15 protein-coding genes and 3 pseudogenes are annotated in these 25,748 nt (G+C 60.1%); 4 read left to right on the forward strand and 14 right to left on the reverse strand.

From position 1 onward, the window contains the following. Positions 1–186: 186 nt before the first annotated feature. Complete coding sequence (locus ACFPN2_RS38085; protein ID WP_380606521.1) at positions 187–3,582, reverse strand: TM0106 family RecB-like putative nuclease; 3,396 nt, start codon at positions 3,580–3,582, stop codon at positions 187–189. A 94-nt stretch (positions 3,583–3,676) separates the two neighbouring features. Further along, the gene (locus tag ACFPN2_RS38090) at positions 3,677–4,684 is read right to left on the reverse strand and encodes a DUF4034 domain-containing protein (RefSeq protein ID WP_380606523.1); all 1,008 of its coding nucleotides are present in this window, start codon (positions 4,682–4,684) and stop codon (positions 3,677–3,679) included. Between the two features lie 379 nt (positions 4,685–5,063). Here ACFPN2_RS38090 and ACFPN2_RS38095 point away from each other — a divergent pair, with 379 nt between their 5' ends. After that, positions 5,064–5,216, forward strand: coding sequence for a hypothetical protein (locus ACFPN2_RS38095; RefSeq protein ID WP_380606525.1), 153 nt, complete (start codon positions 5,064–5,066; stop codon positions 5,214–5,216). A 50-nt stretch (positions 5,217–5,266) separates the two neighbouring features. Here the strand turns inward: ACFPN2_RS38095 and ACFPN2_RS38100 are convergent, their stop codons facing one another. From ACFPN2_RS38100 to aceE, 6 genes are all read right to left on the reverse strand, one after another. After that, complete coding sequence (locus tag ACFPN2_RS38100) at positions 5,267–8,065, reverse strand: TonB-dependent receptor domain-containing protein (RefSeq protein ID WP_380606527.1); 2,799 nt, start codon at positions 8,063–8,065, stop codon at positions 5,267–5,269. Positions 8,066–8,092: 27 nt separating this feature from the next. After that, positions 8,093–9,172, reverse strand: coding sequence for a FecR family protein (locus ACFPN2_RS38105; RefSeq protein WP_380606529.1), 1,080 nt, complete (start codon positions 9,170–9,172; stop codon positions 8,093–8,095). Between the two features lie 56 nt (positions 9,173–9,228). Further along, positions 9,229–9,849: an RNA polymerase sigma factor gene (locus ACFPN2_RS38110; RefSeq protein ID WP_380606531.1), complete on the reverse strand. Its 621-nt coding sequence runs from the start codon at positions 9,847–9,849 to the stop codon at positions 9,229–9,231. Positions 9,850–10,150: 301 nt separating this feature from the next. Further along, on the reverse strand, positions 10,151–12,010 hold the full coding sequence (gene lpdA, locus ACFPN2_RS38115; protein ID WP_380606533.1) for a dihydrolipoyl dehydrogenase: 1,860 nt from the start codon (positions 12,008–12,010) through the stop codon (positions 10,151–10,153). Then, the gene (gene aceF, locus ACFPN2_RS38120; protein WP_380606535.1) at positions 12,007–13,755 is read right to left on the reverse strand and encodes a dihydrolipoyllysine-residue acetyltransferase; all 1,749 of its coding nucleotides are present in this window, start codon (positions 13,753–13,755) and stop codon (positions 12,007–12,009) included. Before aceF ends, lpdA begins: the two co-directional genes overlap by 4 nt. A gap of 15 nt (positions 13,756–13,770) precedes the next feature. Next, positions 13,771–16,440: a pyruvate dehydrogenase (acetyl-transferring), homodimeric type gene (gene aceE / locus ACFPN2_RS38125; RefSeq protein WP_380606537.1), complete on the reverse strand. Its 2,670-nt coding sequence runs from the start codon at positions 16,438–16,440 to the stop codon at positions 13,771–13,773. A gap of 79 nt (positions 16,441–16,519) precedes the next feature. Between aceE and ACFPN2_RS38130 the strand changes: the two genes are divergently transcribed. After that, the gene (locus ACFPN2_RS38130; protein ID WP_380606539.1) at positions 16,520–18,052 is read left to right on the forward strand and encodes a M17 family metallopeptidase; all 1,533 of its coding nucleotides are present in this window, start codon (positions 16,520–16,522) and stop codon (positions 18,050–18,052) included. A gap of 3 nt (positions 18,053–18,055) precedes the next feature. Beyond that, positions 18,056–18,229 (forward strand): annotated as a pseudogene (locus tag ACFPN2_RS38135) (GFA family protein); the annotation flags it as partial. A gap of 857 nt (positions 18,230–19,086) precedes the next feature. Here ACFPN2_RS38135 and ACFPN2_RS38140 read toward each other — a convergent pair. From ACFPN2_RS38140 to ACFPN2_RS38155, 4 genes and pseudogenes are all read right to left on the reverse strand, one after another. Then, entirely contained in the window at positions 19,087–19,221 is a 135-nt protein-coding gene (locus ACFPN2_RS38140) for a winged helix-turn-helix transcriptional regulator (protein ID WP_380606540.1), read from the reverse strand. A gap of 91 nt (positions 19,222–19,312) precedes the next feature. Then, a pseudogene (locus ACFPN2_RS38145) lies at positions 19,313–19,387 on the reverse strand (winged helix-turn-helix transcriptional regulator); the annotation flags it as partial. Positions 19,388–20,015: 628 nt separating this feature from the next. Next, positions 20,016–20,345 carry a SymE family type I addiction module toxin gene (locus tag ACFPN2_RS38150; RefSeq protein WP_380606542.1) on the reverse strand — a complete coding sequence of 110 codons (330 nt, stop codon included), beginning with the start codon at positions 20,343–20,345 and terminating at the stop codon, positions 20,016–20,018. A gap of 241 nt (positions 20,346–20,586) precedes the next feature. Further along, a pseudogene (locus tag ACFPN2_RS38155) lies at positions 20,587–21,008 on the reverse strand (VOC family protein). Between the two features lie 186 nt (positions 21,009–21,194). Here ACFPN2_RS38155 and ACFPN2_RS38160 point away from each other — a divergent pair. Then, positions 21,195–21,818 carry an alpha/beta hydrolase family protein gene (locus ACFPN2_RS38160; RefSeq protein WP_380606544.1) on the forward strand — a complete coding sequence of 208 codons (624 nt, stop codon included), beginning with the start codon at positions 21,195–21,197 and terminating at the stop codon, positions 21,816–21,818. A gap of 1,010 nt (positions 21,819–22,828) precedes the next feature. Here ACFPN2_RS38160 and ACFPN2_RS38165 read toward each other — a convergent pair. Together ACFPN2_RS38165 and ACFPN2_RS38170 are read right to left on the reverse strand one after the other, a co-directional pair. Then, entirely contained in the window at positions 22,829–23,029 is a 201-nt protein-coding gene (locus ACFPN2_RS38165) for a hypothetical protein (RefSeq protein WP_380606546.1), read from the reverse strand. 22 nt (positions 23,030–23,051) lie between these two features. After that, positions 23,052–23,381 carry a SymE family type I addiction module toxin gene (locus ACFPN2_RS38170; protein ID WP_380606547.1) on the reverse strand — a complete coding sequence of 110 codons (330 nt, stop codon included), beginning with the start codon at positions 23,379–23,381 and terminating at the stop codon, positions 23,052–23,054. Positions 23,382–25,748: the final 2,367 nt, after the last annotated feature.

Here is a 25,748-nt window from a genome sequence, read left to right on the forward strand (position 1 = left end):
AAGATTAGGGTTGGCGCCGCAGTCCCGCCGGCGACTCCCGGCCGGCTCGAATAAGTATCTAATCTGTATCAGAAATTAGCAATTGTCGCCCAACTCTGGGGCGGGGCACGGTAGGTGCTCCGGAACTGCAAGCGCACACATATATGTATGCCAGAAGCCCGGCAACGGTATTACTGACCGAAAGGTCTAAAGCAGACTGGCCAGCTCTCGATAGCGACAGTACGCGTTGGCCAATTCCATCTGCCGCGGCGTCGTGCATGCGGGCTCGAAGATGGCCGGCGACGCGACCAGCACGCATACACATTTCGCGCGGGACACCGCGACGTTGAGCCGATTCAAGCTATACAGAAACTCCATACCGCGTGGCGCATCAACATGCGAGGACGTCGTCACGGAGTAAATGACGATAGCCGCTTCCTGTCCCTGAAACTTATCAACGGTGCCGACACGGGCGCGCGGCAAGCGCCGTTGAATCCCGAACACCTGTGCGTTGTATGGCGCGATGATCAGAATGTCGTCGATGGTGATCGGCCGCACGTGGCCGTCGCGATCGGTCCAGGATGCATCGGCCGCCAATGTTTCTTCGACCAATCGCTGAATCGCCTCGGCTTCTTCCGGCGCTGAGTTCTGATTGCCTTCGTGTATCACCGGGAGGAATCGCAGGCCCGTGCCATGAATGCGACCTTGCGATGTGACTGCTTGCCGCCCGAGAGCGACGCGACACGCCAATCTGCCCTCGTAGAAAAGCTCGGACGTGAACGAGCAGATGTCGGGATGTAAGCGCCAGGTTTCTTCCAGGAACAACCCTTGCCCTTCGCCGATTGTCGCGGCGTCACCGAGCACGTGCTCAAGCGCGGACACGTCGGTCCCTTCCGGATGACTGCCTTGAATCGGCTGCTCCAACTGCTGTGGATCGCCGAGCAATACCAGGGCTCGACATGCTTGCGACACGGCCAACACGTTGGCCAATGACATTTGCGCAGCTTCATCCACGAACAACGTATCGACGGCTTCGAACGCATCCTCGCGCGACCATAGCCAGGCCGTTCCTGCCAGCACCTGACATGACGCGCCAATCGCAGCGAGCGCTTTCTCATTGTCCGTTTCGAAGCGAATGGCCGGCACGTCGGCGGTTTTATCGGCGACCTTCTGCAAACATTGCACGTCGAGATCCATTCGATCGGCCAGCTCGACAACCTTGTCGAGCAGATTGCGAATGACCTTGTGACTGTTCGCCGTCACCCCGACTTTCTTGCCCGCCTTCACCAGCGCGCAGATCATCTGCGCCGCCGTGAACGTCTTGCCCGCGCCCGGCGGCCCTTGAATCGGCAGAACGCCGCTTACCAGCTTCGTCGCCACGCGAACCGCGGCGTCGCTCGCTGACTCGCCGTCCAACTGCAGTGGGTCGTTGCCCAAACGCGGCGGGACTTTGAGCAAGAGATCTCTCGCTGCCTGATATGCACCCAGGCCAGCGATGCCATTATCGGCGACGTGAGACCCGAGGCGCGACAATGCGTCTGCCATCACGCCCGTGCGTACCAAGTCGTGCGCGAACGCCGCCGTCGGGTGAACATCTTTGGTATCGCCGCGTTTCTTGATATCGATCGTGCCGTTCTCGACCGAGATCGCCGCGACCGTCCCCAACTCCTGATCTTTACTGAGAATCAGCCTGTCGCCGTCGCTCAGCTCCAACTCTTGCGGCGGAAACTGATACCGATGAATCGGCGCTCGCGCCGTGCCACCGACACTCGCCCGAAACACCAACCCCGAGATGCCATGGCGCTCGTCCTGCAAATCGTCCACCGCCAGGTCGGCGAGACGATAGAACTCCCACCACGACGATTTCTGTTCTCGTCGATGCCAGTCGAGCGAATGCGCAAGAATCCAGCGCGCCTGCTGCTCGACTGTGCGCTCCGCTTTATCCGCCGGCACCTCAGCGGCAAGTCGCTCCACCAGCGCCGCGATTTCGCGTTGCCGCTTGTCCAGCTCAGGCGACGGCTCGGGGTCATCCGCCTTCGGGCGCGAGATTGCCGCGCCATTGGCGATCATTTCGCTTCTGATCTTCTCCAGCCAATCCCGTAGCCGCTGCGCCGAGAGACAATCGTCGCGGTTGTAACGAAGCACGATGTCCTTGCTCTCGGCCGTAATGGCTGCCACGTCGTCGAGCTCCAGGCGCGCCTGCAACTTCGCCAACGCACTTCTCACCTCGACCAGCGGGACGCCGCGGTGGAAGTCGTAGAAGGGCTCGAGATTCTTGATCGAGTACCGCTCCACGCTGGCGCGAATGCTCTGCCGCGCGATCGTGTAGAGATCGACGAACAACGACGCGCGCAACATGCGATCGATCTCATCTTCGCGCGTCGCATATCGCCCCATCAGTCGCTTCAGCGCGCTCGGCTCATACGGAGCGTAGTGATAGATGTGGAGCCCTGGATATCGAGCCCATCGCGCCATGACGAAATCGACAAAGCGCTCGAACGCCTGGCGCTCCTCGGCCCGCGAGAACGCCCACTCAGCGACGTAGTTGCGCGCTCCGCTCGTATCCGTGGTGACATAGCCGAATAGAAACTCCAGCCCTTCCTCGCCCACGAACGGGTCCGCTTCCAGGTCGAGGAAGATATCTCCCGGCGACGGCTCCGGCAGCCGATGGAGTCCCACGTTTGGCGCGAGTGGCAACGGTTCATAAATTTCCCGCGCACTCTGACTTCCTTCCCACTGAACTCGCGCCTGCTCGCGACTTCGCTCGAACGATTGGGCAAGACCGCGCTCGGGCTTCCAAGGCAGCGGCAGTGGCAACCGCGCCAAGCCCGTCAGTGTTGTGACGTTGTGCCTGGATAGCTCCGCGATCTGCGTCGCAGAGATGCCGGCGACCAGGCACAAATGATCGTCCTGCCGCCGCCGCGTATCGCAGTCTCGCCGCCAGCGGCAGATGTCACAGTGATCTTTGGGATTTGGATAGGTGGGCGCGGCTCCTTCCGCCGCTAATGATCGCTCCAGCGCCGATCGCACCTGGCGGTAGTAGGCCGCAAAGGCCGCCGTTCTGTAGCTCTCCGGCTCGAACCCGCAGCCCGGCGTGACGACATGCATGTGCTCCGGCGCACACCCTTGCGCGCTCGCCAGCAAATCCGAGTACAGGCACAGCTGCAATACCGTGCCACCCTTCGTCTCTCGGGCCAATTTGGTATCGACGACCTCATACGACCAATCCCCGAGCGCGCTGGGCTTCGGCACACGAAGAAGAATGTCCGTTCGCCCGCTCCACCGTCCTTCCAGAAACGCGCCCCGCACGATGACTTCCACGCCCGTCCGCATGGCCACCATCGTTTGCTCAACCTGCTCCGGCGCGATGCCGATCCCTTCGATCTCAACGATCCCGAGCCCACGCAAACGCAAGTGCTCAACATACGCCCGCTCATGCGCGGCGCCGCGCTCCCACAGCACTTCCAACGACGGATCCCAAACCGCAGGCTTCGCCAGCGACCCGGCAGCCACCTGCGCGTCGAGGTGCGTTAGATGGTGGCAGTTGAGATAACCCACCAGATCGGAAGCGCTGAGCTGCAGCGCGTGGCCGCGTTTGAGCAAGGGAGTCCCGGCGGGCGATGGATATGCGGGCGTTGACTTTACACCGGGCTCGCGGCCCTCAACATCGCGGGGATCGAAATACTTCGGCGCCGATCTAGTGCCCCGCGTGCGACCAATCCCAGCAGCCTTGCCACACCTGAATCGGCTGCCATATCTCGGCCAGGGCCTCGGACGGAATTCTTTCCATCACCTCTCGTGTCGTCTCCTTGTCGCGGGCGAGGCAGGCGAATCTTGCGTAGTTGCTGAGATTCCAGGTATCGGGATACTTGGCGACCACATCGTCGAATCCCTGCTTCATGCGGGGCCACACGACTTCCGATCGCTCGAAGAGCTTGAGCCTGAATTGCGCCTGGGACGCATACCAATAGATCCTGGCATACATGCCCTCGCCTTCCAGCTGCGCTGTGCGATCTACTGCCCAGCGCGCAAATGCTTCGATCTCTCGCGCGTCACCGTGCCATTTCGGGAGTAGGTATTGGATCGCCGCAAAGTAGGTTTGATAGAAGCACGGCTCTCTTTGCAGCGCCTCCTCGAGTAACCGATAGAACTCATCGCGACCCCACCCCTGGGCGCGAGCCACGATCAGCATGGCTTCATACCAGCGAGGATCGACGGCCGCGATCGCCTTGTGAGCTTCGAGGTTCTGCCTGGCCAACGCGACATTCTTGTAGAACGGCTCCCAGGCCTCTTTTCGGACCGTGGCAGCCGATCCACTGCCGCGATACGCCCACGCAAGCTCGAGGTACAGCTCGCTCATCGCTATGTGCGACGTCGGTGACTCTGGATACTGCTGCTGCCATCGCCGTACCTGCTGCTCGAGCGCTTTGAACGGCACCGCAGGATTCCCAACCGTCTCTATGTGAAGCGCGCTCACCAGCCCAGCGTAGAACAACGTGAGCCGCCACAGCCCACTTGACGTTCTGCTTTGCTCCGCGCGATATCGGCTGGATGTGCTCTCGAGCTGGGAGAAATAGCTCTGGAAGAATGCGCGCTGGACCGACTTCGAGATCCTGTCGCGCTCCGCCAATTCAGACGGAACGGCCCCCGCCCAGGCGGCGCTCGAGCAAAGCAGGGTCGCTAGAAATACGGCACACGTCCGCATGGGCGCCGGTCGCCTTCGGGAACGCAATAGGTGAATTGCACGACCGTCAAGACGGGTTCACCGGAGCTTGCAGCCCCATCCTCCCTGAGGGGCTGCAAATTCTACTCCGCGTCTAGCCGGTGCCCGGTTCCCAGATTCGCAGCGGACGTCGTCCATGACGCCCACTACAAACCACCAAGGGCGAACCAAGCACCTAGGTCCTAATGATCTTTGGGTCTCTGCTCACATGGACCGGATCAGGTACTGAGCTTAACCCCCCTTTTCCGAGGGTGTGAACTATTATTTTTCAGCTCCGGAACTGGCCTTATTGCTGTTAACTATTAGGAAGCGCTATTTACCAACGGGCAGGAGGTCGTCATAAATCCTTAAAGGAACCGTCATGAAAGAGAAGATCGAGGAGACGAGAGACGAAGTTCAAGGGATTGAGATGATTGATTTGGGAGATGCCATGGTGGAGACGAAGCAGCCAAATGCGGTTCAGCTCGTCTTGGACAGCTGCTGCACCTATACGTGGTTCGGGCTCGACGAATAGAGATCCACTCGGGGAGGGCTCGGACCGACGGGCCCTCTTGGAATCTCCACCTAGAAACTCTTGGTTACCCGCAAATACGCAAATCTCTGCTTGAGATCGGCTTGCGTCATGTCAAAGCCAAGCGTCAGGCCGACGTTGGCAAAATCCACGTCTTCATCGAAGGCATTCAACGCGCCCGCGGTCAATCGCAGACCATTGAACAAATCCGCGTCAAATAGCCGGTGTAGCTCGAGCCACGCTTGCACATCCACAATCGTACGGGATGGAAGAGTCCGAGCAAGAACGCCGGTCAAGTCTGAATCTCGATATCGGGGTGTATAAGTTACCGTGGCAGATGTGCCCCACTCCCGGCCTTCCCACTCCAGCGAACCTACCAGACGCCACTCCGGAATCGTGCCTTGCTGACTTGCGATGCCGACCCGGTCCAATGGCTTGAGTACGCTCAAATCCTGGAATGAGTACTTGTCCACCCAGGTGGCTGACAACCCTGTCCGCAAGTGTCCCCACTGCCCTGCCACCCGATAGGACACGTCGAGATCGATGCCGCTGGTCTCCAGACGGCCATAATTGAGTAGCGAAACGTCGAGCGATTTGATCGCGCCAGGCCAACCAGCCAAGGTATCACTGACTGACGGATCATAGCGGGTCACGCGGCCCTCCAATCCTTCCAGCTTTCCCACGTCCGAGGTACGGGGCACAACAATGCGACTGTCCATCACCACTCGCCAGTAATGGGCGCCACCGTGCAACCCCGGCCCCTCTCCAGGCTGATATACAACACCTCCGGTGAAAGAGTGAGCTGAAACGTTCTCAAGATCCGGATTGCCACCCGACGTTACCGCCACATTGGAGACCGTGCCACCACGTCGGGGATCAACCACTGGCAGCTGAAACTCTGATCGTTGCGAGGATAGCTCGAGCAACGATGGCGGCCGAAAGCTCGTGCCATAAGCTGCTCGCACCAGCCAGCCTTGACGCGGATGCCATACGAGACCGTATTGCGGATTCACCGAATCCTTGGCGCGCTCATAAAAATCTGCTCGCAAGGCCAGCTTGAATGACAGCTGCTTTAGCACCGGCAACCTGACTTCTGCGAATTCAGAAGTGATGTCGCGCTCTTGATCCATGGTCGAGGTATCGACAGTTCTTACCTCTTCACGCCGCAATTCCCCTCCAACAACAACCTCGCTCAGTCCCCCCGGCAACCGGAACAACGAGCCGCGCAAGAATGTAGAGAACTGCAATTGACGCGAGAAGAAAGCTGATTTTTGCGGCTCACGCATCAGTGAAGACAACAATGCATCGCTCCCGGCTGGGCCGTCCGCAAACGGATTCAGCGCGGTCATCGGATCGGTCGACTGTAGCGCTGCCTGAACACGACCGAGGTCCACCTCGTTGACTCTCGCCAGGTCAACTTTTTCATCACTGTTGCTGAGCGCTACTTCCCAGTCCCAGCTATTCAGTCCACCACGAGCACCAAGAACGAATCGTGTGGTCTGTGAATCGGTCTGTATAGACGCGGGCTCCGTCCCGGCCAGCGAAAAATTCACTCTGACAGGCTGGCCGAACGGATTGTATGGATTCTCGGCCGGCACGATCTGTCCAGCTATGGGCGACACGAAGCCCTGGGCTACGATGTCATTCCTGGTCGCCAACATTTCACCAAAGAGAACGGCGCTATCGTTTAGCGATAGCTCAACCGAACCGACGGCAGACAATCGCCGGACGTCCGGAACAATAGACAGCACTTGCTCGGCGCTGTAGCGGCTCACGTCTCCCGCCGTTCCCAGGAAGTCCGTCACCTGGAGGCCGATGCCTGTGCTCCCAACGGGCACCGATGCCTGCAAAGTGGACAAACCAGGAAGCGGTAAGCCAGTGGTCGAGTAAATATTGGCGCGAGGCGCCGTGGTCAGGCGATAGTCGTTACCTCCAAAGCGACGGAAATCCTGGTCCCGCCACAGGTCGCGCTCGGCTCCAATAAGCATGGTGCGATCGAAGTAATCCACGGTGAGCGAAGATCTGAATTGCTCTCGGGACGTACCGATGGAACCTGCGACGCGCCGCTCGTCGGCTCCGCCCGCCGCACCGCCATACTCGACATAGATTTCCGGCGCCGTAGCTTGCTTCAGAATGATGTTAACGACGCCGCCGATGGCATCGGAGCCGTAGAGCGCTGAAGCCGAATCAGACATGACCTCGATCCGCTCCACTGCTGTGATCGGGATCGTGTTCAGGTCAAAGGCGTTCAGACTCACACTAGTCGCACTTGGAGGCACTCTACGACCGTTGATGAGCACCAGCGTGGTATCCACCCCCAGCCCGCGCATTTGAAAATGCTGAGCTGCGCTACGCTGAGCCCATTCGCCGAACGAAAACGGTTGTTGAGTAAAGTAGGTTGCCAGGCCGGGAAGCGAAGAGACCCCGAACCGATCAATCTGCTGGCGGCCGTATATTCGCACCGGCGCCGGGCTCTCGCCCCCTCTCAGGCGACTACCGGTCACCAGCACAGCTCGCTGACCGCCCTCCCCCGCGGGCCGCACGACGCCCACGAAGATCCGGATAGTCGTGTCATCCAGCCAGGCGTGCGTAAGCTCAGTGCCAGCAAGCAACTTATCGAGCGCCGCATCTGCTGTGAAACGCCCGGTTACGGCATCGACGGGGTGTCGTTGTTGTTCGGGAGTCAGATCCGTAGCCATCTGCAGACCAGTCTGGGTGGAAAACTGGTCGATCGCCGTGGCCAACGGGCCGCTGGAGATGGTGAGGGAGTATTCCGTGCTGACCGAGCTGCTCTGTGCTGCGGTCAGTTGAGCCCACGCCATCGTTAGCGCGGCGGCGAGCGTCCTTGCCAAACGCCATCGACAAAAAAGCACCGCTAGTTATTCCAATTTCAGGCGCACTAAATCCCCGCGATCTCTGATCACGACGATACCCTCCTGGCTCTCAAGCACCCTAACGAAACTTTCCGGACTATCGAGACGGAGTCGGTAGTAGTTGCCTTTCAGCGGTGTGGTAGCGATGCCGTCGTTCTCGAGCTTGATTTGAATGGCGTTGCGACGGTTGAACTGGGCGACGATGTCGCCGATGGGTTCGCCACCCGACAACGTCAACCAGCCATTCGTCCATTGGAGCTTAAGCTCCGCATCCACCTTGATTGCTTCCATCTTGGACAGATCGACATACCCGCCCCCACCGCCAAACGCACGCTCTTCCTTGCCTGCGTTACTGTTGAACACGTGCAGCTCCTCGCCGGCGTACAGCAACTTCATGGTTTTCTCATCGTCCAGCTTCCCATGCGGCGTCACTCTCACCACACCTTCTGAAACCGTAGTTGTGACACCCGGATTGATCGCCACCTCGAAGCGCGTACCGACCGCGGTGACATCGACGATGTGAGTTCGCACAGTGAATGGACGGGCCTTGTCCTTCGCGACCTCGAAGACCGCGCGCCCTTCGAGGAGGTGGACGAGGCGGCGCTCGTCACTGAATTCGATTTTCACCTTGGTGCGCGCGTCCATGTGGACGGTGCTGCCGTCGTCGAGGGTCATGTGCTGCCATTGACTGGCGACGGTAGTCACTGTGCGGTTCGGCGAGTTCTCCAGGAAGGCGAAGCCGAAGCCCAACACGACGGCCAGCACGGCAATCATCGCGGCGAAGGCCCAAGCTGCGGGCAGCTTGGTTCTAACGGTCTCGGCGACGGAGGGGCTGGGGTTGTACTCGTAGTTCGAGACTTGCTCGCGGGTCCCGATGTCGTAGACGTTTGACTGCTCTGCCTCTTTGAGCACGTCAAGCAACGGATGCTGCAAGTGGCACCCTTCTATCTGAATGATCCGGAGGAATTCCGCGATATTCTCCGGAGAGCGTCGCAGCCACCTCAGTAGCAGCCTTCGATCATTGGCCTTCATCACCGGCTCATCCATGCAGCGGATATACCAATAGGCAGCCTCCTGGCTCGCCATCCGCGTTCGTTCCGACACAGCTCCTGGTGACATCTCCTCGCCCTCGTGTGGTTCCTTCACTTGAGGTCTTCCGGATTCAGCCGCGTACGCAGCTGACTATAGGCGCGGGACAGATCGCGAAGCACGACGCGCGGTGACAGCTTGAGCCGTTCGGCGATCTGCTTGTAGGTCAGGCCTTCGTTCACTCGTAACAGCAGGACCTGGCGCTGCCGGAACGGCAGCTTATCGACGGCCGCCTGCACGCTGGCATCGGTGCGAGTTTTGCAAAGTGAGTTCTCGGGCTCCTGATCGGGCTCGATCAGCAGGTCCTCGAGCCATTCCTGATCGTGGGGCTTGGATACCCGGGCGCGCTCACGCCATTCGCTCGCGACATTGCCGGCGATCCGCAGCAAATAGCCGAGCGGATTCTCGACGGCAGTCTTCTCGCTATAACGGAGCAGGCGCAGAAAAACTTCCTGGGCCAGATCGTCCAGCTCGGCGGCCGGGACGGCGGCGCGCCGGGACAACCAATGCCGGACCGGCTTGCGCCAATCCTTGAACCATTGGGCAAAGCGCGTGTTGCCCTGATCAACGGGCTCGGCGTCAGCGCTCGCAGCCGCGAGCTCACCCCGCGTGTCGACAGCACGCTCTGATGATGATGCAACCTTCACTTCCCCATGACTCCGGCGATCGATCACGAGCAATCCCTAAGCGACGTGTCTGTCCGAACCCTGTTATGCACCGCCGCCGATATTTTTATCCTGGTCGGGGCGCGCGTTGCAAAAGGGGTTTCCACTGTTGTGGACCGGTCAGGGTTGATCCATTAACCCTGCGCCTGCCACGGGTTCGTGGTTGGTATTAAGTTATCTGCCTGTGATGAAACGAATTAGTGACAAACGGCAGAAATGAGCCCGGTCATTTCCTCACAAGCAAGGGAGGCTTGTCCGGAGGACAAGCCATTTCACAAATATTTCTAACGGATGACCGGTCGACGACCGATCAGTGCGCGGGGCGCGCGGCCTTCTTCGGCACGTACAGATCGGTCAGCGTGCCTTCGTACGCTTCGGCCGAGAACATCACCGTTTCCGAGAGCGTCGGATGCGGATGGATGGTCAGGCCCAGATCGGTAGCGTCGGTGTTCATTTCGATGGCGAGCGCGATCTCAGAGATCAGATCGCCCGCGTTCGGACCGACGATGCCGCCGCCGATGACACGGTGAGTCGCCGGATCGAACAACACTTTGGTCAAGCCGTCGTCACGCCCGAGTGTGAGCGAACGAGCGTTCGCCGACCACGGGAAGCTGCCCTTCTCGTACGTGATGCCTTTGGCCTTCGCTTCGGTCTCCGTCACGCCGACCCATGCGATCTCCGGATCGGTGTAAGCGACCGACGGAATCACACGCGCGTCGAAGAAACGTTTCTCGCCGTGCGCGACTTCAGCGGCCAGCTTGCCTTCATGCGACGCCTTGTGAGCAAGCATGGGCTGACCGGCGATGTCGCCAATCGCGAAGATGTGCGAAACATTGGTCCGCATCTGTTTGTCGACAGGGATGAAGCCGCGCTCGTTGACGACCACGCCCGCCGCGTCCGCACCGATCTTCTTCCCGTTCGGGCTGCGGCCGACGGCGACCAGCACCTTGTCGTAGATCTGTGGCTCGATGGCCTGCTCGCCCTCGAACGTGACGCGAATGCCTTCCTTCAGCGCCTCGACCTTGGTGACCTTGGTCTTCACCATGATCTTCTCGTAGCGCTTGCTGACGCGCTTCTCGAGCGGACGCACCAGGTCGCGATCGCACCCGGGGATGAGACCGTCGGTGAGCTCGACGACGCTGACCTTCGTGCCCAGCGCGTCGTACACCGTCGCCATTTCCAGGCCGATGATGCCGCCGCCAATGACCAGCATGCGCTTCGGCAGATCCAGCTCGAGCGCGCCGGTGGAATCGATGATGCGAGGATCGTCAGGCAGGCCCGGCAACCGAATGACTTCGGAGCCCGCCGCGATGATGCAGTTCTTGAACGTGATCTTGCGTGCGCCTTCGCCCGGCGCGTTCTCGCCCTTCGACAACACCGTGGACAGCGGCGTCATATCGGTGTTCGCAATCTGCATCTCATGCGGAGACACGAACTTGCCGATGCCGCGAATGACTTCAACCTTGCGCTGCTTGGCGAGCATGCCGAGACCGCCGGTCAACTTGCCGACGACCTTTTCCTTCCAGCCCTTCAGCTTGACCGCATCGATCTGGGGCTTGCCGAAAGTCACGCCGAAGCTCTCCATCTCATGCGCTTCTTCGATCACCTTCGCGGCGTGCAGCAGGGCTTTCGAAGGAATGCAGCCGACGTTGAGACACACGCCGCCGAGTTGCGGCCAGCGCTCGACCAGCGCGACTTTCATACCGAGATCGGCGGCGCGGAACGCAGCGGTGTAACCGCCAGGGCCGGCCCCCAGCACGACCATGTCGAAATCGTACGTGCCGCCCGACGTGTCCTTCGCGGGAGTTGGCGCGGCAGCGGCTGCGGCTTTCTCTTTCTCGCGAACGATCGTGTCCGTGAACGGAACGTCTTCTTCCTCAGCGGGCGCGGGCGTTGCAGCCTTTGTTTCTTTCTTCTCAGCCGGCGCAGCGGCGGCGCCTGACGCTTCGACTTCGAGAATCAAGCTGCCTTTGGAAACGCGGTCGCCCTTCTTGATCGAGACCGACTTGACGACACCCGCCGCGGACGACGGCACATCCATCGTCGCCTTCTCGGTCTCGAGCGTCACGAGCGGAGTTTCCAGCGCGATCTCATCGCCCGGCTTGACCAGCACATCGATGACTTCGACGTTCTTGAAGTCGCCGATATCGGGAACGTTAACTTGGGTCACGGCACAGCCTCGATGAGCCCACGGACATCAGCAAGCTTCTCCGCGAGGAACGTGGTGAAGCGCACGCCAGCGGCGCCGTCGACCACGCGGTGATCGTAGGCAAGGGTGAACGGCAGCATCAGGCGCGGCACGAACTGGCCGTCCTTATAAACTGGCTTGAAGCTCGACTTCGCGACACCGAGGATTGCCACTTCCGGCGCATTGATGATGGGCGTGAAGCCCACACCACCGATGCCGCCGAGGCTCGACACCGTAAACGTCGCGCCCTGCATCTCGGTGATTTTCAGCTTGCCATCGCGGGCCTTCGCAGACAGGTCGGCGAGATCGCGAGCGATCTCATAGATGTCCTTCTTGTCGGCATCTTTGATGACCGGCACCACCAAGCCGCCCGGCGTATCCGCCGCGAAGCCCAGATTGATGAACTTTTTCAGGATCAGATTCTTGCCCGACGACTCCAGCGAGCTGTTGACGGTCGGGAATTCCTTCAGCGCCTTCACGCAGGCACGCAGGACGAACGCGAGCGGCGTGAGCTTGATGCCCTGCTTCTCGGCTTCGCCTTTGAGCTTCTTGCGGGTTTCTTCCAGCTCGGTGATGTCCGCTTCGTCCATCTGCCAGACGTGCGGAATGTTCAGCCAGCTGGCCTGCAGATGCGGACCGGAAATCTTCTGAATACGACTGAGCGGCTTGACCTCGATCTCGCCGAACTTGGAGAAATCGACGTCCGGAATCTTCGGCAGCGCGCCGCCACCGGCCGGAGCGCCTGCGCCCGCACCGGCGCCCGAAGTGAGCGCTTGTTTGACGAACGCTTTGACGTCCTCGGGCGTGATCCGACCTTTCGGGCCGGTGCCTTTCATCCGACTCAGATCGGCGCCGAGCTCGCGAGCGAACTTGCGAACCGACGGGCTCGCATAAGCTTTGGCAAATCCGGCTTCATCGAACTGCGGAGAAACTTTGGTCGCCGCCGGCGCTGGGCTCGGGGCAGCTGGCGCAGGGGCCGGCTCTTTCTTCGCAGGAGCCGCAGCGGGCTCAGCCGCTTTTGCGGGCGCAGCCTTCGGCGCTTCCGGCGCAGCCTTGGCAGCAGCGGGAGCCGCGCCGCCTTCGAGCAGACCGATCAAGGCCCCTTTAGAAACTCGATCGCCCTTCTTCAACGAGAGCGACTTGACCACACCGGCGGCGGTGGACGGAACATCCATCGTTGCCTTCTCGGTCTCGAGCGTCAGCAGCGGCGTATCGACTTCGATGCGATCACCGGGCTTCACGAGCACGTCGATCACTTCCACGTCTTTGAAGTCACCGAGATCGGGCACGCGAACTTCGCCACCGCCCGCGGCAGCACCACCGCCGGAAGCCGGTTTGCTCGGAGCTTCAGCGCTCGGAGCCGCAGCCTTCGCCGGTGCGCCAGCATTCTTCTCCGATTGTTCCTTGCTGATCGTCGGCGTGGACACCGGCTCTTCAGCCGCACCACTCGTCTTCTTCGCGCCGGCAGGAGCAGCAGCCGGAGCCGCGCCCCCTTTGGCTTCGATCTGACCGATCAGGCTGCCCTTGGAAACCAGGTCGCCTTTCTTCAGCGCCAGCGACTGAATCACGCCAGCCGCCGGAGACGGCACATCCATGGTCGCCTTTTCGGTCTCGATTGAGATCAGCGGCGTGTCGACTTCGACCGCATCGCCTGGCTTCACCAGCACGTCGATGACTTCGACGTCCTTGAAGTCGCCCAGGTCCGGGACTTTGATATCTGTTGCCATGCTTATGACCGGACCTTACTGCGTGACCGGATTCGGTTTGTCCGGATCGATGTTGAACTTCTTGATCGCGCCTTTGACGGTCGCCATGTCGAGCTTGCCTTCATCCGCAAGCGCGCGGAGCGAGGCCACCACGATATGCGCGGTGTCCACTTCGAAGTGCCGGCGCAGCTCAGCGCGCGAGTCGCTGCGACCATAACCGTCGGTGCCGAGCACGACGAACCGTCCGGGCACCCACTGACGAATTTGATCGGGCACGATGCGCATGTAGTCCGTCGATGCGATGAACGGGCCGGTGCGATCGCCCAGCACCTGCCGCACATACGGCACCGCCTGCGGAGCATCCGGATGCAGCATGTTCTTGCGCTCGACATCCAACGCTTCACGACGCAGCTCGGAGAAGCTGGTCGCACTGAACACGTCGGCCGGCACGCCGTAATCCTTCTCGAGAATCTCGGCCGCCTTGATGACTTCGCGCAGGATCGTGCCGGAGCCCATCAGGTTCACACGCACCTTGCCTTTGCCACCCGACTGCAGCAGATACATGCCTTTGAGAATGCCTTCCTCCGCGCCCTTCGGCATCGCCGGGTGCGCGTAGTTCTCGTTCATCACCGAGAGGTAATAGAAAACATCTTCCTGCTCGGCAAACATGCGGCGCAGGCCGTCCTGGATGATGACCGCGAGCTCGTACGCGAACGTCGGATCGTAGCCAATGCAGTTCGGAATCGTGCTGGCCGCGAGATGGCTGTGACCGTCCTGGTGCTGCAAGCCCTCGCCTGCGAGCGTCGTGCGGCCGGCCGTGCCGCCCAACAAGAAGCCGCGAGCCTGACTGTCGCCCGCAGCCCAGATAAAGTCGCCCACGCGCTGGAATCCGAACATCGAGTAGTAGATGTAGAACGGAATCATGTTCACGTTGTGGTTGGCATACGCGGTACCGGCCGCGATGAACGACGCGAGCGCGCCGCCTTCGTTGATGCCTTCCTCGAGAATCTGTCCCTTCTTGTCTTCCTTGTAGAACATCAGCTGATCGGCGTCCTGCGGCGTGTACAGCTGACCCGCCGAAGAATAGATGCCGACCTGACGGAACATGCCTTCCATACCGAAGGTGCGCGCCTCGTCCGGCACGATCGGCACGACGTTCTTGCCGATGTTCTTATCCTTCACCAGCATCTGCAGGATGCGCACGAACGCCATCGTGGTGGAGAACTCACGATCGCCCGAGGACTGCAGCAGCGAATCGAAGGTTTCGAGCGCAGGAATCGTGAGGGACGGCGCATTCGCGCGACGCTGCGGCAGCGGTCCGCCGAGTCGTTCGCGACGCTCGCGCAGATACTTCATTTCTTCGCTGTCTTCCGGCAGTCGCTGGAACGGCGACTTGGCGAGCTGCTCATCCGGAATGTTGATGTGCACGCGCTTCCGGAATTCCTTCAGCGCTTCGTCGTCGAGCTTCTTCTGCTGGTGGGTGATGTTCTGGCTCTCGCCCCACTTGCCCATCATGAAGCCCTTGACCGTCTTGCACAGGATGACGGTGGGCGCGCCCTTATGATTCACAGCCGCGTTGTAGGCGTTCCAGACTTTCTTGTAGTCGTGGCCACCGCGGTTCAAGCGCCAGATGTCGTCGTCCGACATGTTGGCGACCATCTCCTTCAGCTCAGGATATTTGCCGAAGAAGTTTTCGCGCGTGTAAGCGCCGCCCTTGGCTTTGAAGTTCTGATACTCGCCGTCGACGCACTCTTCCATCACACGGCGCAGCAGGCCGTTGGTGTCCTTCGCGAGCAGCGGATCCCAACGCGAGCCCCAGATGACCTTGACGACGTTCCAGCCCGCGCCGAGGAAAGCGGCTTCGAGCTCTTGAATGATCTTGCCGTTGCCGCGCACCGGACCGTCGAGGCGCTGCAAGTTACAGTTGATGACGAACACCAGATTGTCGAGCTTCTCGCGCACCGGCATGGTGATCGCGCCCATCGACTCGGGCTCGTCCATCTCGCCGTCACCGAGGAACGCCCACACCTTGCGGTCCGTCGTCGGCACCACGCCGCGATTCTCGAGGTAGCGCTGAAAGCGCGCCTGATAAATCGCCATCATCGGGCCGAGACCCATGGACACGGTCGGGAACTGCCAGAAATCCGGCATCAGCCACGGATGCGGATACGAGCTCAGGCCCTTCTCCGGGCTGGCCACTTCCTGACGGAAGTAACGCAGGTTCTCTTCGGAGAGGCGACCTTCGAGATAGGCGCGTGCGTAGATGCCCGGCGCGACGTGGCCCTGGATGTAGATCATGTCACCAGGGTGCTTTTCCGACGGCGCACGCCAGAAGTGGTTGAAGCCCACTTCGTACATGGTCGCCGAGGAGGCATAACTTGCGATGTGTCCGCCGTACTCGGAGCTCTGGCGATTGGTGTGCACCACCATGGCCATCGCGTTCCAGCGGATGAAGGCCTCGATGCGCCGCTCGATGCTGCGATCGCCCGGGTATTCCTGCTCCTGCCCGGGTGAAATTGTATTTACATAGGCCGTGTTGGGCTTGAACGGCAGGTACGCGCCGCTCCGGCGCGTGAAATCGATCAACCTTTCGAGCAGAAAGTGCGCCCGGCCGGCGCCCTGCGCCTTGATCACCGAGTCAATCGATTCGAGCCATTCCCGGGTTTCTTCGGGATCGAGATCATCAAACCTGGAGGGTTCGGACATGTCGGGTGTGCTGCAAAAGTAGGCCGCGTATCATCGGAGTTTGAGAATTTTCGGTCAAGGAACCAGTAGGGACTTCAGCGTGGTGGAATTGCTTCCCGCAGAGCGCGACATCCGTATTTTTCAGCGACACGCGCCGCTGAGCGAAAGCTCAATACAAAAACACGATGCCTGCATCGTCGTGGTCGATAAGGACCAGGCCGAGCAGCGCTTGACCAAGCTCCCGTACGGGGCTGCCTGGCAACGGCTGTATCGCGAAGCCAAGGCACGCGGACCTGTATCTATCCTCAGTGCGCGACTGGCAGCCGATGCTTCACTGATGGTGGTGGCGCTTGCAAAAGCTTCAAGTTCGGCGTTCGAGCGCCTGTCGCTCGCGACCCGTATTTGGAAGGAGTTGGCGCCTGCTTCGGGTGCGAAAGTGCTGCTCTCGACGCAAGGGCTCGATGCCACGCAGAGCGCCGCGATGCTCGAAGCGCTCACGGCTGCTGCACTGGCCGCGACCGCGCCGATGCCAGTAATCAAGTCGAAGACTCCGAAGGCGCCAGAGCCGCCGCAGCTCACGCTCAGTGGCGATGGCCCGGACATCGACGCGGACCTGTCGATCGCGATCGATCGCGGCAATCACCTGGCGCGCTGGCTGACGACGCTGCCGCCCAATGTCTTGCACACGGCCAGTTATCGAAAAGCGTTGCGTGACCTCGCCAAACGCGAAGGCTGGGCGTTCTCATTCCTCGACGAGAAGGCGCTGAAGAAGCTGAATGCCGGCGCATTTCTGGCGGTAACACGCGCGAACGAGCATCGCGACGCAGGCATCGTGCGGCTCCGCTATCGCGCAGGCGGCGACGCCAATCGCAAGAAATTGGCCCTGGTCGGCAAGGGTATTTGTTTTGACACGGGGGGTATTAATTTAAAGCCCCACAAAAGCATGTATCAGATGCACGAAGACATGCAGGGCAGCGCCGTCGCCGTTGGCACCTTGCTCGCGCTTAGTCGTCTGAACGTGCCGTATGACATCGATTGCTGGCTCGCCATCACCGAAAACCAGATCGGCCCGAACGCCTTCCGTCCGCAAGAAGTCGTGCGCGCAGCGAATGGCACAACGATCCAAGTCGCGCACAGCGACGCCGAAGGTCGCATGGTGCTCGCCGATACACTCACGATCGCTGCGCGCGAGAAGCCAGATTTGATCATCGACTTCGCGACACTGACTGGCGCGTGTGTTACAGCGCTGACCGAGCGCTATTGTGGTGCGTTCACGAATCGACCTGAATGGCACGGCGCCATTGAAACCGCTGGCCGCGCTAGCGGCGAACGTGTCTGGCCGTTCCCGATGGATGAGGACTTCGACAGCGACCTCGAATCGTCGATCGCCGATGTCCTACAGTGCACGCCGGACAGCAAGGGCGATCACATCCTGGCTGCGCGCTTCCTGAATCGGTTCGTGCCTGCGGAGATTCCGTGGATTCACATCGATCTCGCGGCAGGCAATCGGCCCGGCGGATTGGCGCACGTGCCGACGGACTTCACAGGATTTGGCGTTCGCTACACGACGGCGCTGTTGCTCGAGCAGGACTTGCTGACGGGTGGACGGATGAAGCGAGGACGTAAGGAGTAATGCGTGGTTACACGGAAGGCGTCGTGTTGTTGCGGTCAGCTGAGCATCGAAGTCGATGGCGACCCTAGCGGCGTCGGCGTCTGCCATTGCCTCGCGTGCCAACAGCGAACCGGCAGCGTGTTCGCCACCCTCGCCGGCTTCGCGGCGCCGTTCAGAGTTTCAGGCAATGCGACGGAAGTATGTGCGCAGGAGCCTTGCCGAACTTGGCGCTCTTGCTTCAATGAGGTTGCGACGTAACGCCGCGATCACACCCGTCAATACCACGCACCCGTAACCCTTTTCGCCCAATGAGGTCGCGGCGATCCGCCGCGATAACGACACTGACTCGCCCCTCAACACCTTCTTCCGTGTGGCTTCAATGAGGTCGCGGCATCACGCCACGATAACCCGTCCGCGAGCGCCGCGCTGTCCGCGCCCGGCTCGATGCTTCAACGGGCCGCGGCGCCGTGCGGCGATAAATCGGAGCAGTAGCGCCCGTGATGTTGCCCTCCATCGTGCTTCAATGAGGTCCGGCGATCACGCCACGACGACAAAGGCAGAGCCGCCGCCGTCCAGTATCTGAGTGGCGTACTTCAATGAGTCGCAGCGATTATGCCGCGAGACCTGCTCGTGCGCAGTCTTGCCGGGCATCTTCATGACGCTTTGTGAGGTCGCGGCCCCACTGGGATGACCATAGGAAGCATCCGGAGCCAAGCTTCAATGAGGTCGCCGCGATCACGTGGCGATGACAATTGCGCGCATAAAGAAAAGAACAAAGGATATCGATGCTTCAATGAGGTTGGGCGTAGGTGCGGCCGCGATGTCGAGCAGCTTGAATGGGTTCGCGACGATCACGCCTCAATGACGGCTACATCACCGACGCAACTCGCGCGACATGGCGCTTCAATGAGATCGCCGCGATGACCCGGACTGGTAGCACGCCTGCAATCGAACCCGCAGAAGCTTCAATGAAATGGCGGCGATCGCGCCATGATGACACCAAAATCCGAGCGCCCCCTGTGTGGCTCTGGACGTTTCCGCGGCAACGCCAACTGTCAAATTGCGGCTTGAGCCGGCTCGCGCTGATTCTGCAACTCTTCGTACCAGTCGCCCAATGCGTTGATCAGCGACACCAGCTTGCGGCCGCCTTCGGTCAGCTCGTACTCGACGTGCGCAATCTTTCCAGGCATGACGGTTCGCGTGATGACACCTGCTCTTTCCAGCGCATCGCAATTCATGCGTCAAGATGCGATGCGAAACTTTCGGGTTATCTCTTTGCAGCTGTGCGAACTGCTTCTTCCCATCAATCAAGTAATACACCAGCAACGTCCGCCAGCGCCCGCTCAACAAGCACATGGCACGAGTGCAATTCAATGAGGCGCAGCACTATCGCCGCGATCACGATCGAGGTGGGCGACGTTATCCGGGGACGATGGAAGCTTCAATGAGGTCGCGGGCGTCATCGCCGCGATCACAACAGAGTCCGCGGCGATATCGACGGCACGCTGACGCTTCAATGAGGTCGCGGCGTCATCGCCGCGATCACGGCACATGCGCAACCCTGCGCGACCTCTCGCGTTTCCCGCATGCTTGCGAAAGCTACCTTCTTAGCCCGGACCGGACAACACATAACCACACGGAGAACCCGCCAATTCTCAACAAACATTCTGATTTTTAAAGAACTTTTTCTTTGCGAGCGCTCCTCGGGAATTTCATCAGTACTACAGCGCTCGCACGACCCGGCAAAATCAAACGAATGACAGGCTCGAGCACTGATCGGCTCGAAGTCCTTTGCCAAGCTTATCACTCGCAGGCCTTATATGATCAGCCGGCCCGACATCGACGAACAGGACATGATCGTGGTGAAGGACCAAACCATCGAGACCATCCCGTTACCGGCAACGTCGGATGTAAAGCTGCGCGCCAAAACGACGATATCCCGTGGGCCCTCCGCGCATGCAGGCGGCGACTCCCATCGCATCGATCAGCCCTGCGAAATGTCCGCGCGGGCGCGCCGCGAACGCCGCCCGCGTAACTCGGCGACGACGGAACTGCACTCCACCAACTCCACGACCAAACCCCGCGCAGTCACCCGCACTCGCACATGCGCGCCGATGGGAAATCCCGCATTCTCAAGCCAGCGTCCCTGCAGATGCAGCGACGGCATCGGCGTGGGCTCGCTGCCCTCTAACAAACGTTTGTAGGGGCGGAAGTCTCGGATCTTCAGCTGGCGCGATTCGGACGCCTCGGAAGACTGGGAAGGAATATGCGCATCTGCGCCGCGCGAGGGCAACGTACACTTGGCACTAGCCATGGTCAGCTTCCTCGTTAAGTTGGCTGTGGTCAGGCGCCCGGATGGTGTTGTAGCACCTTCGGGCGCCGCTCTTTTGAGTTGCGCACTCAGTATCGGCTGCTGCAGAAACGAGTGTCTATGAGTCTATGGCCCCGACTCATGATAACGGCGAAATTCAGGAATCTGCTGAAGGGAGGCGTCGCCCATCAGGACGATCTGATCTCACCTATCGATGCCAGTGAATCCTTGATTAAGGACTCGCTCACTCCTTCGGCAACATCTGCGGATTCCAAGCCACCTCCCACAGGTGCTTGTCCGGATCCTGAAAATATCCGGCGTACTCGCCGTAGAAAGTGTCGTACGCGGCTTTGACGATCGTCGCACCTGCGTTCCGCACCTCATCCATCACCTCATCGACCTCCGCCTTCGAACTCACATTGTGAGCAAGACAGAAATCGGTCGGGCTGGGTGCAGAGACGGGCAGGCCACAGTCGTGTGACAAACTCTTACGCGGCCAGAGCGCCAATCGCAGCCCGCTTTCCAATTCAAAGAAGGCTACCGCGCCTACTCAAACTCTTTTCCGACGATTCCTTCGGTCTTGAGCCCGAGACCGCGGCCGTAAAAAAACACAGCGCGTTCGAGATCGTCGACGCCGAGCGTGATGAGCGTAATGCGAGATTTCATGATTCACCTTCCACATCGATCTAGCGAGCGCCCCGGGTGCGCGATGATGCCACTCACTGAAGCGAGCTGATCGACGATCCCAAGTTGCGCCAGCGCAATCTGCCATTCAGCGCCGTGAAAGCTCATACTGCCGGACATGACAAGCTCCGCGACACCACTAAGCATAGAAGTCAAACCGGCCTACGGGTGTCAGCTTTACTGCAATTGCCGCCAAGTGCACGCACCTGTTACGTGCTGGGACATGGCGCGGGCGCCGGAATGGCCCATGCGTTCATGACCGATCTCGCGAACGCACTTGAGGCGCGACAGATCGGCACGCTCCGCTATAACTTTCCTTACATGGAGAGCGACTCGAAGCGCCCCGATCCGCCAGCCCTCTGTCATGCAACCGTGCGCGCAGCAGTGGAGGAAGTACGCAAGCAAGCGCCGGCCGTGACATTGATTGCTGGCGGTAAGTCGTTCGGAGGTCGAATGACCTCGCAGGCTCAGGCGGCGAAGCCGTTACCTGACGTGCGTGGGCTCGCGTTCGTGGGCTTCCCGTTGCATCCGGCGAAGAAGCCGTCCACCGAACGTGCGACGCATCTGTCGGATGTGAAGATCCCGATTCTATTCCTACAGGGAACGCGAGATGACCTGCCAGATCTCACGCTGCTCGAGCTGATCGTGCAAAAGCTCGGCCCGGGCGCGACGATGAAACGTATCGACGGCGCGGATCATTCCTTTCACGTGCTGGCGCGCTCAGGCCGGAACGACCGCGAAGTGATGGAAGAACTCGCGAAGACCATCGCGAGCTGGGCGACTGCCCTGTAGATTTCTGATCGAAAGCGACCAAGCCGTTTGACTACTCCGCCTCAGCGCGAACATCAACCGCATGGAGTAAGACTCAATGAGCCCACAGCGATAACGCTGGATGCTCTGGCTTCAATGAGGTCGCGGCGTCATCGCCGCGATCACCGGAAAGAACCGGAAACACATGGTGACTGCAGTTTCGCTTCAATGAGGCCGCAGCGTCATCGCCACGATCACTCAGTCGGGCGAGGTTTCCGTAACGCTCCGGTTTGGCTTCAGTGAGGCCGCCGCGATCACCGATAGTTACTCGGGCATTGGGCAAATCAATCTATGGCTTCAATGAGGCCGCAGCGTCACCGCCGCAATCACGGTGGATGAAGCGATAGCCGATCCGAAAGTCGTGGAGCTTCAATGAGGCCACAGCGTCATCGCCGCGATCACCGTCCGCGCGCCCCCCCCCGCGCCCTCTCGCGTTTCCCGCATGCTCGCGAGAGCTACATTCCTGGCCCGGGCCGGACAACACATAACCATGCGGAGAACCCACCGATTCCTTATAAACATCCTGATTTTTAAAGAACTTTTACTTTGCGATCGCTCCCCGGGATTGCATCATCACTGCAGCGCTCGCGCGACCCGGCAAAATCAAACGATGACAGACTCGCGCGTGATCGGCTCGAAGTCCTTTCCCAAGATTATCACTCGCGGCGTTACATGATCAGCCGGCCCGACATCGACGCACCGGACATGATCGTGGTGATGGACCAGGCCATCGAGACCATCCCATTGGCGAAAACGTCGAATGTAGAATTGCGACCGGAATGAAGATATCCCGTAGGACCGCCGCGCACGCACGCGGCAGTCCTCACCACATCGATCAGGTCCCTGAGATGTCCGCGCGGGGGCGGCAAGAGCGTGGCCCGCACAACTCAGCAATGAGGTCACGGTGCCATCGCCGCGAATCACGGCATAGTACGGCCCGCGTTACTACGTCCTCGCCCCGCTTCAATTAGGTCTCGGCGTCATCGCCGCAATCACGGCATGTGATATTCGCAATCATCACTGATGGCGAGGAGCTTCAATGAGATCGCGGCGTATCGGCCGCGATCACGATCGTTCAGGAAGTGCAGGAGGAACATGCCGTCCTCCGTTAGCCCCGAAATTTCTGCGGAAACCTCGAAAGTTAAATTGCGACCGAAGATGCCACATTCATGAGACCCGCCGCGAATGAGCACGCGACGGATCCTATCGCATCAGCTAACGCCTTGGGATGTCCGCGCGTGTTTGCCGCGAGCATGGCCCGCGCAAGGTTGCGCCGTCGGCATCGCACTCCACCAACTCCACGACCAAACGGGGCGGTGCCACCCGCACTCGCACATTCGCGCCGATCAGGAAGCCCGCTTTTTCAAGCCAGCGCCCCTGGAGGTGCAATGAAGGCCTCGAGCCGGGCTCGTTGCCTTCCAGCAAACGCATGTATGGGCGGAAGTCTCGGATCTTCAGCTGGCGTGAATCAATTTCCTCGGAGGCTTGCGAGGAAATCGACACATCTATATCGCGCGGGGACGTCGTACACTTTGCAGTAGCCATTGCCAGCTTCCTATGAAAGTTGGCTGTGGTCAGGCGCCCGGATGGTGTTATCAACACCTCCGGTCGCCGCTCTTTGTCGAGTTGCGCGCTCAGTATCCGTTGACGCAGAAACGGATGTCTATAAGCTTTTTTGTCCTCGGCAACTCATGAGAACACCAAGACCAGAGAATCCGTTGAGAGGATGCATCGTCCATCAGGACGACCTGATCTCACCAATCGACGAGAGTGAATCCACCCCCGACGCGAGATCAATCACTGCTTCGGCAGCATCCCCTGATTGCACGCTACCTCCCACAAATATTTGTCCAGATTCTGGAAGCAGCCGGCATACCGGCCGTAGATCGTCTTGAGCGCGGACTGCAGGATAGTCGCGCTCGCTGCGTCAACGAGGCTGCGGTGTAGTGGCCGCGATCACGCGTAATGGTGCTGGCGGGGACATACATCGGGCCGCTTCAATGAGGTCGCGGCGTATTCGCCACGATCACATCACACTCAATTTCAGAGTGCCTATTTCCGTGCGGCCTCAAATTCCCCGCGTAGTTGCCACGATCACCACGATGTCGAGGTTCATTGTGCCGCCGTCACGCGCGCTTCAACGAAGCCCGCAGTGTAGTCGCCGCAATCACGCGCAAAAGGATCCAGTTCAGCTGCCCGTATTCGTCGCTTCAATGTGATCGCAGCGTATTCGCCGCGATCACGCGGGCGCAGTGACTGGCCTAATGACGCACTTGAAGCCGCTTTAATAGGGTCGCGGCATAGTCGCCGCGATCACTGCGGAACTCTCCGCGCATTGCCTTTTGGATGATGCCGCTTCAATAAAGTCGCGGCGCATCCGCCGCGATCATCTCGGCAGGTAGCACATTCATTTTCCTTGCCGATCCGCTTCAATGAGGTCGCGGCGTATCAGCCGCGATCACGCCTGCGGTCCAGCTAATGCCCGTCGTGGGCGACTGGCTTCAATAAGGTAGCAGCGTATCAGCCGAGATCACGACCGATCGCGCGTAGCGATCGCTGAGACGCTATTCGCTTCAATGAGGTCGCAACGTCGCCGCCGCGATCACCATCGTGGCCAAGCTGTGCTGTTCTGGGATGAGAGGCTTCAATGAGGTCGCAGCTATCGGCCGCGATCACAGATTACAGCCACTACGGCCACCGCGTTGATAAGCGCGCTTCAATGAGGCCGCGGCGTATCAGCCGCGATCACCGTCCGGTGAGACCAACACCGTGACCCGGCAAGGGTCGCTTCAATGAGGTCGTGGCGTATCTGCCGCGATCACGCTGATTGTCATGGTGCTGGATCGGCTGGTCGCGCCGCTTCAATGAGACCGCGGCATCCGCGGAAGTTACTCACGTTGCTGACGACTAGATGATCAGAAGCTTCGCTTCGAAAAGGTCGCAGAAAAGTCGCCCCGATAGCTGTGAACCCAGTTGGCGACGCAGCTGGGATCGTCCTGCTTCGACAAGGCGGCAGCAAGAGCGCCGCAAGACCGTAGGCACGATCAACCGTCCCGGCACCACACTGTCTATGACCCGGTTTGCGCCATAAATCCCGTCGAATACACTTCAATGAGGTCGCAGCGTAATCGCTGCGATAAGACGACACACCAGCGGCACCGCCGAGGCGTGATACTTCAATAAGGCACGTGCCCCAACTTCAACGATCACATCGTTTAAACCCACATGATCACGTTCAGCGCGGTGGCGCTTACATGAGGCCGCGGCGTATCAGCCGCGATCACGGCCCGATCTCCGGCACACACCTGGATCTGATCCAGCTTCAAGGAGGCCACGGCTTATCAGCCGCGATCACCCGCACTGCGCGACGCGTTCGACCTAGAAACGTTCGCCCTTCAATGAGGTCGCGGCGTATCGGCCGCGATCACGATTGTCCACAGGTCACTGGTGGCATGGCCCTTACATGCTTCAATAAGGCCGCAGTGTCATCGCCGCGACACGAGTGTCGCGCCGGGGATATCGCTCTCGACGGTCCTCTAATGAGGTCACGGAGTAATGGCCGCGAATCACACTAACGAATCCGCGGCGTCGTTTGCCGCGGGCACTGAGCCCCGTTGACTGGCACGATCACTCCACCGGCGCTTCAATGGGCTCGCGGCGTCAGCACCGCGAGTGCCGCGAAGTATTGGAGCTACAAGTTTCGACTGCACGGGCTTCAATGAGGCTCGGCACAGTCAGCCCGATCACATCGGCGGTGTCGGATTTTGGTGGCAGGAGGAAGTCGAGCTTCAATGAACTCGCAGCGTAACTGCCGCGATTACATGCCACCGGGCTGCAAGCCAAGATCTACCAGCCCCGTGCTTCAATGAGACCGCAGCGAGACCGCTGCGGAAAAAGCTGATTCTAATTTTT

The sequence above is a fragment of the Steroidobacter flavus genome (assembly GCF_042651805.1).
GTDB classification, from domain to species: Bacteria; Pseudomonadota; Gammaproteobacteria; order Steroidobacterales; family Steroidobacteraceae; genus Steroidobacter; species Steroidobacter flavus.

Excerpts from the sequence above, each read along its gene's own strand:
- aceF (WP_380606535.1), bottom strand. The coding sequence starts at position 13,755 with ATGGCAACAGATATCAAAGTCCCGGACCTGGGCGACTTCAAGGACGTC.
- ACFPN2_RS38150 (WP_380606542.1), bottom strand. The coding sequence starts at position 20,345 with ATGGCTAGTGCCAAGTGTACGTTGCCCTCGCGCGGCGCAGATGCGCAT.
- ACFPN2_RS38170 (WP_380606547.1), bottom strand. The coding sequence starts at position 23,381 with ATGGCTACTGCAAAGTGTACGACGTCCCCGCGCGATATAGATGTGTCG.
- ACFPN2_RS38090 (WP_380606523.1), bottom strand. The coding sequence starts at position 4,684 with ATGCGGACGTGTGCCGTATTTCTAGCGACCCTGCTTTGCTCGAGCGCC.
- aceE (WP_380606537.1), bottom strand. The coding sequence starts at position 16,440 with ATGTCCGAACCCTCCAGGTTTGATGATCTCGATCCCGAAGAAACCCGG.
- ACFPN2_RS38140 (WP_380606540.1), bottom strand. The coding sequence starts at position 19,221 with ATGCCTGGAAAGATTGCGCACGTCGAGTACGAGCTGACCGAAGGCGGC.
- ACFPN2_RS38095 (WP_380606525.1), top strand. The coding sequence starts at position 5,064 with ATGAAAGAGAAGATCGAGGAGACGAGAGACGAAGTTCAAGGGATTGAG.
- ACFPN2_RS38105 (WP_380606529.1), bottom strand. The coding sequence starts at position 9,172 with ATGGCGAGCCAGGAGGCTGCCTATTGGTATATCCGCTGCATGGATGAG.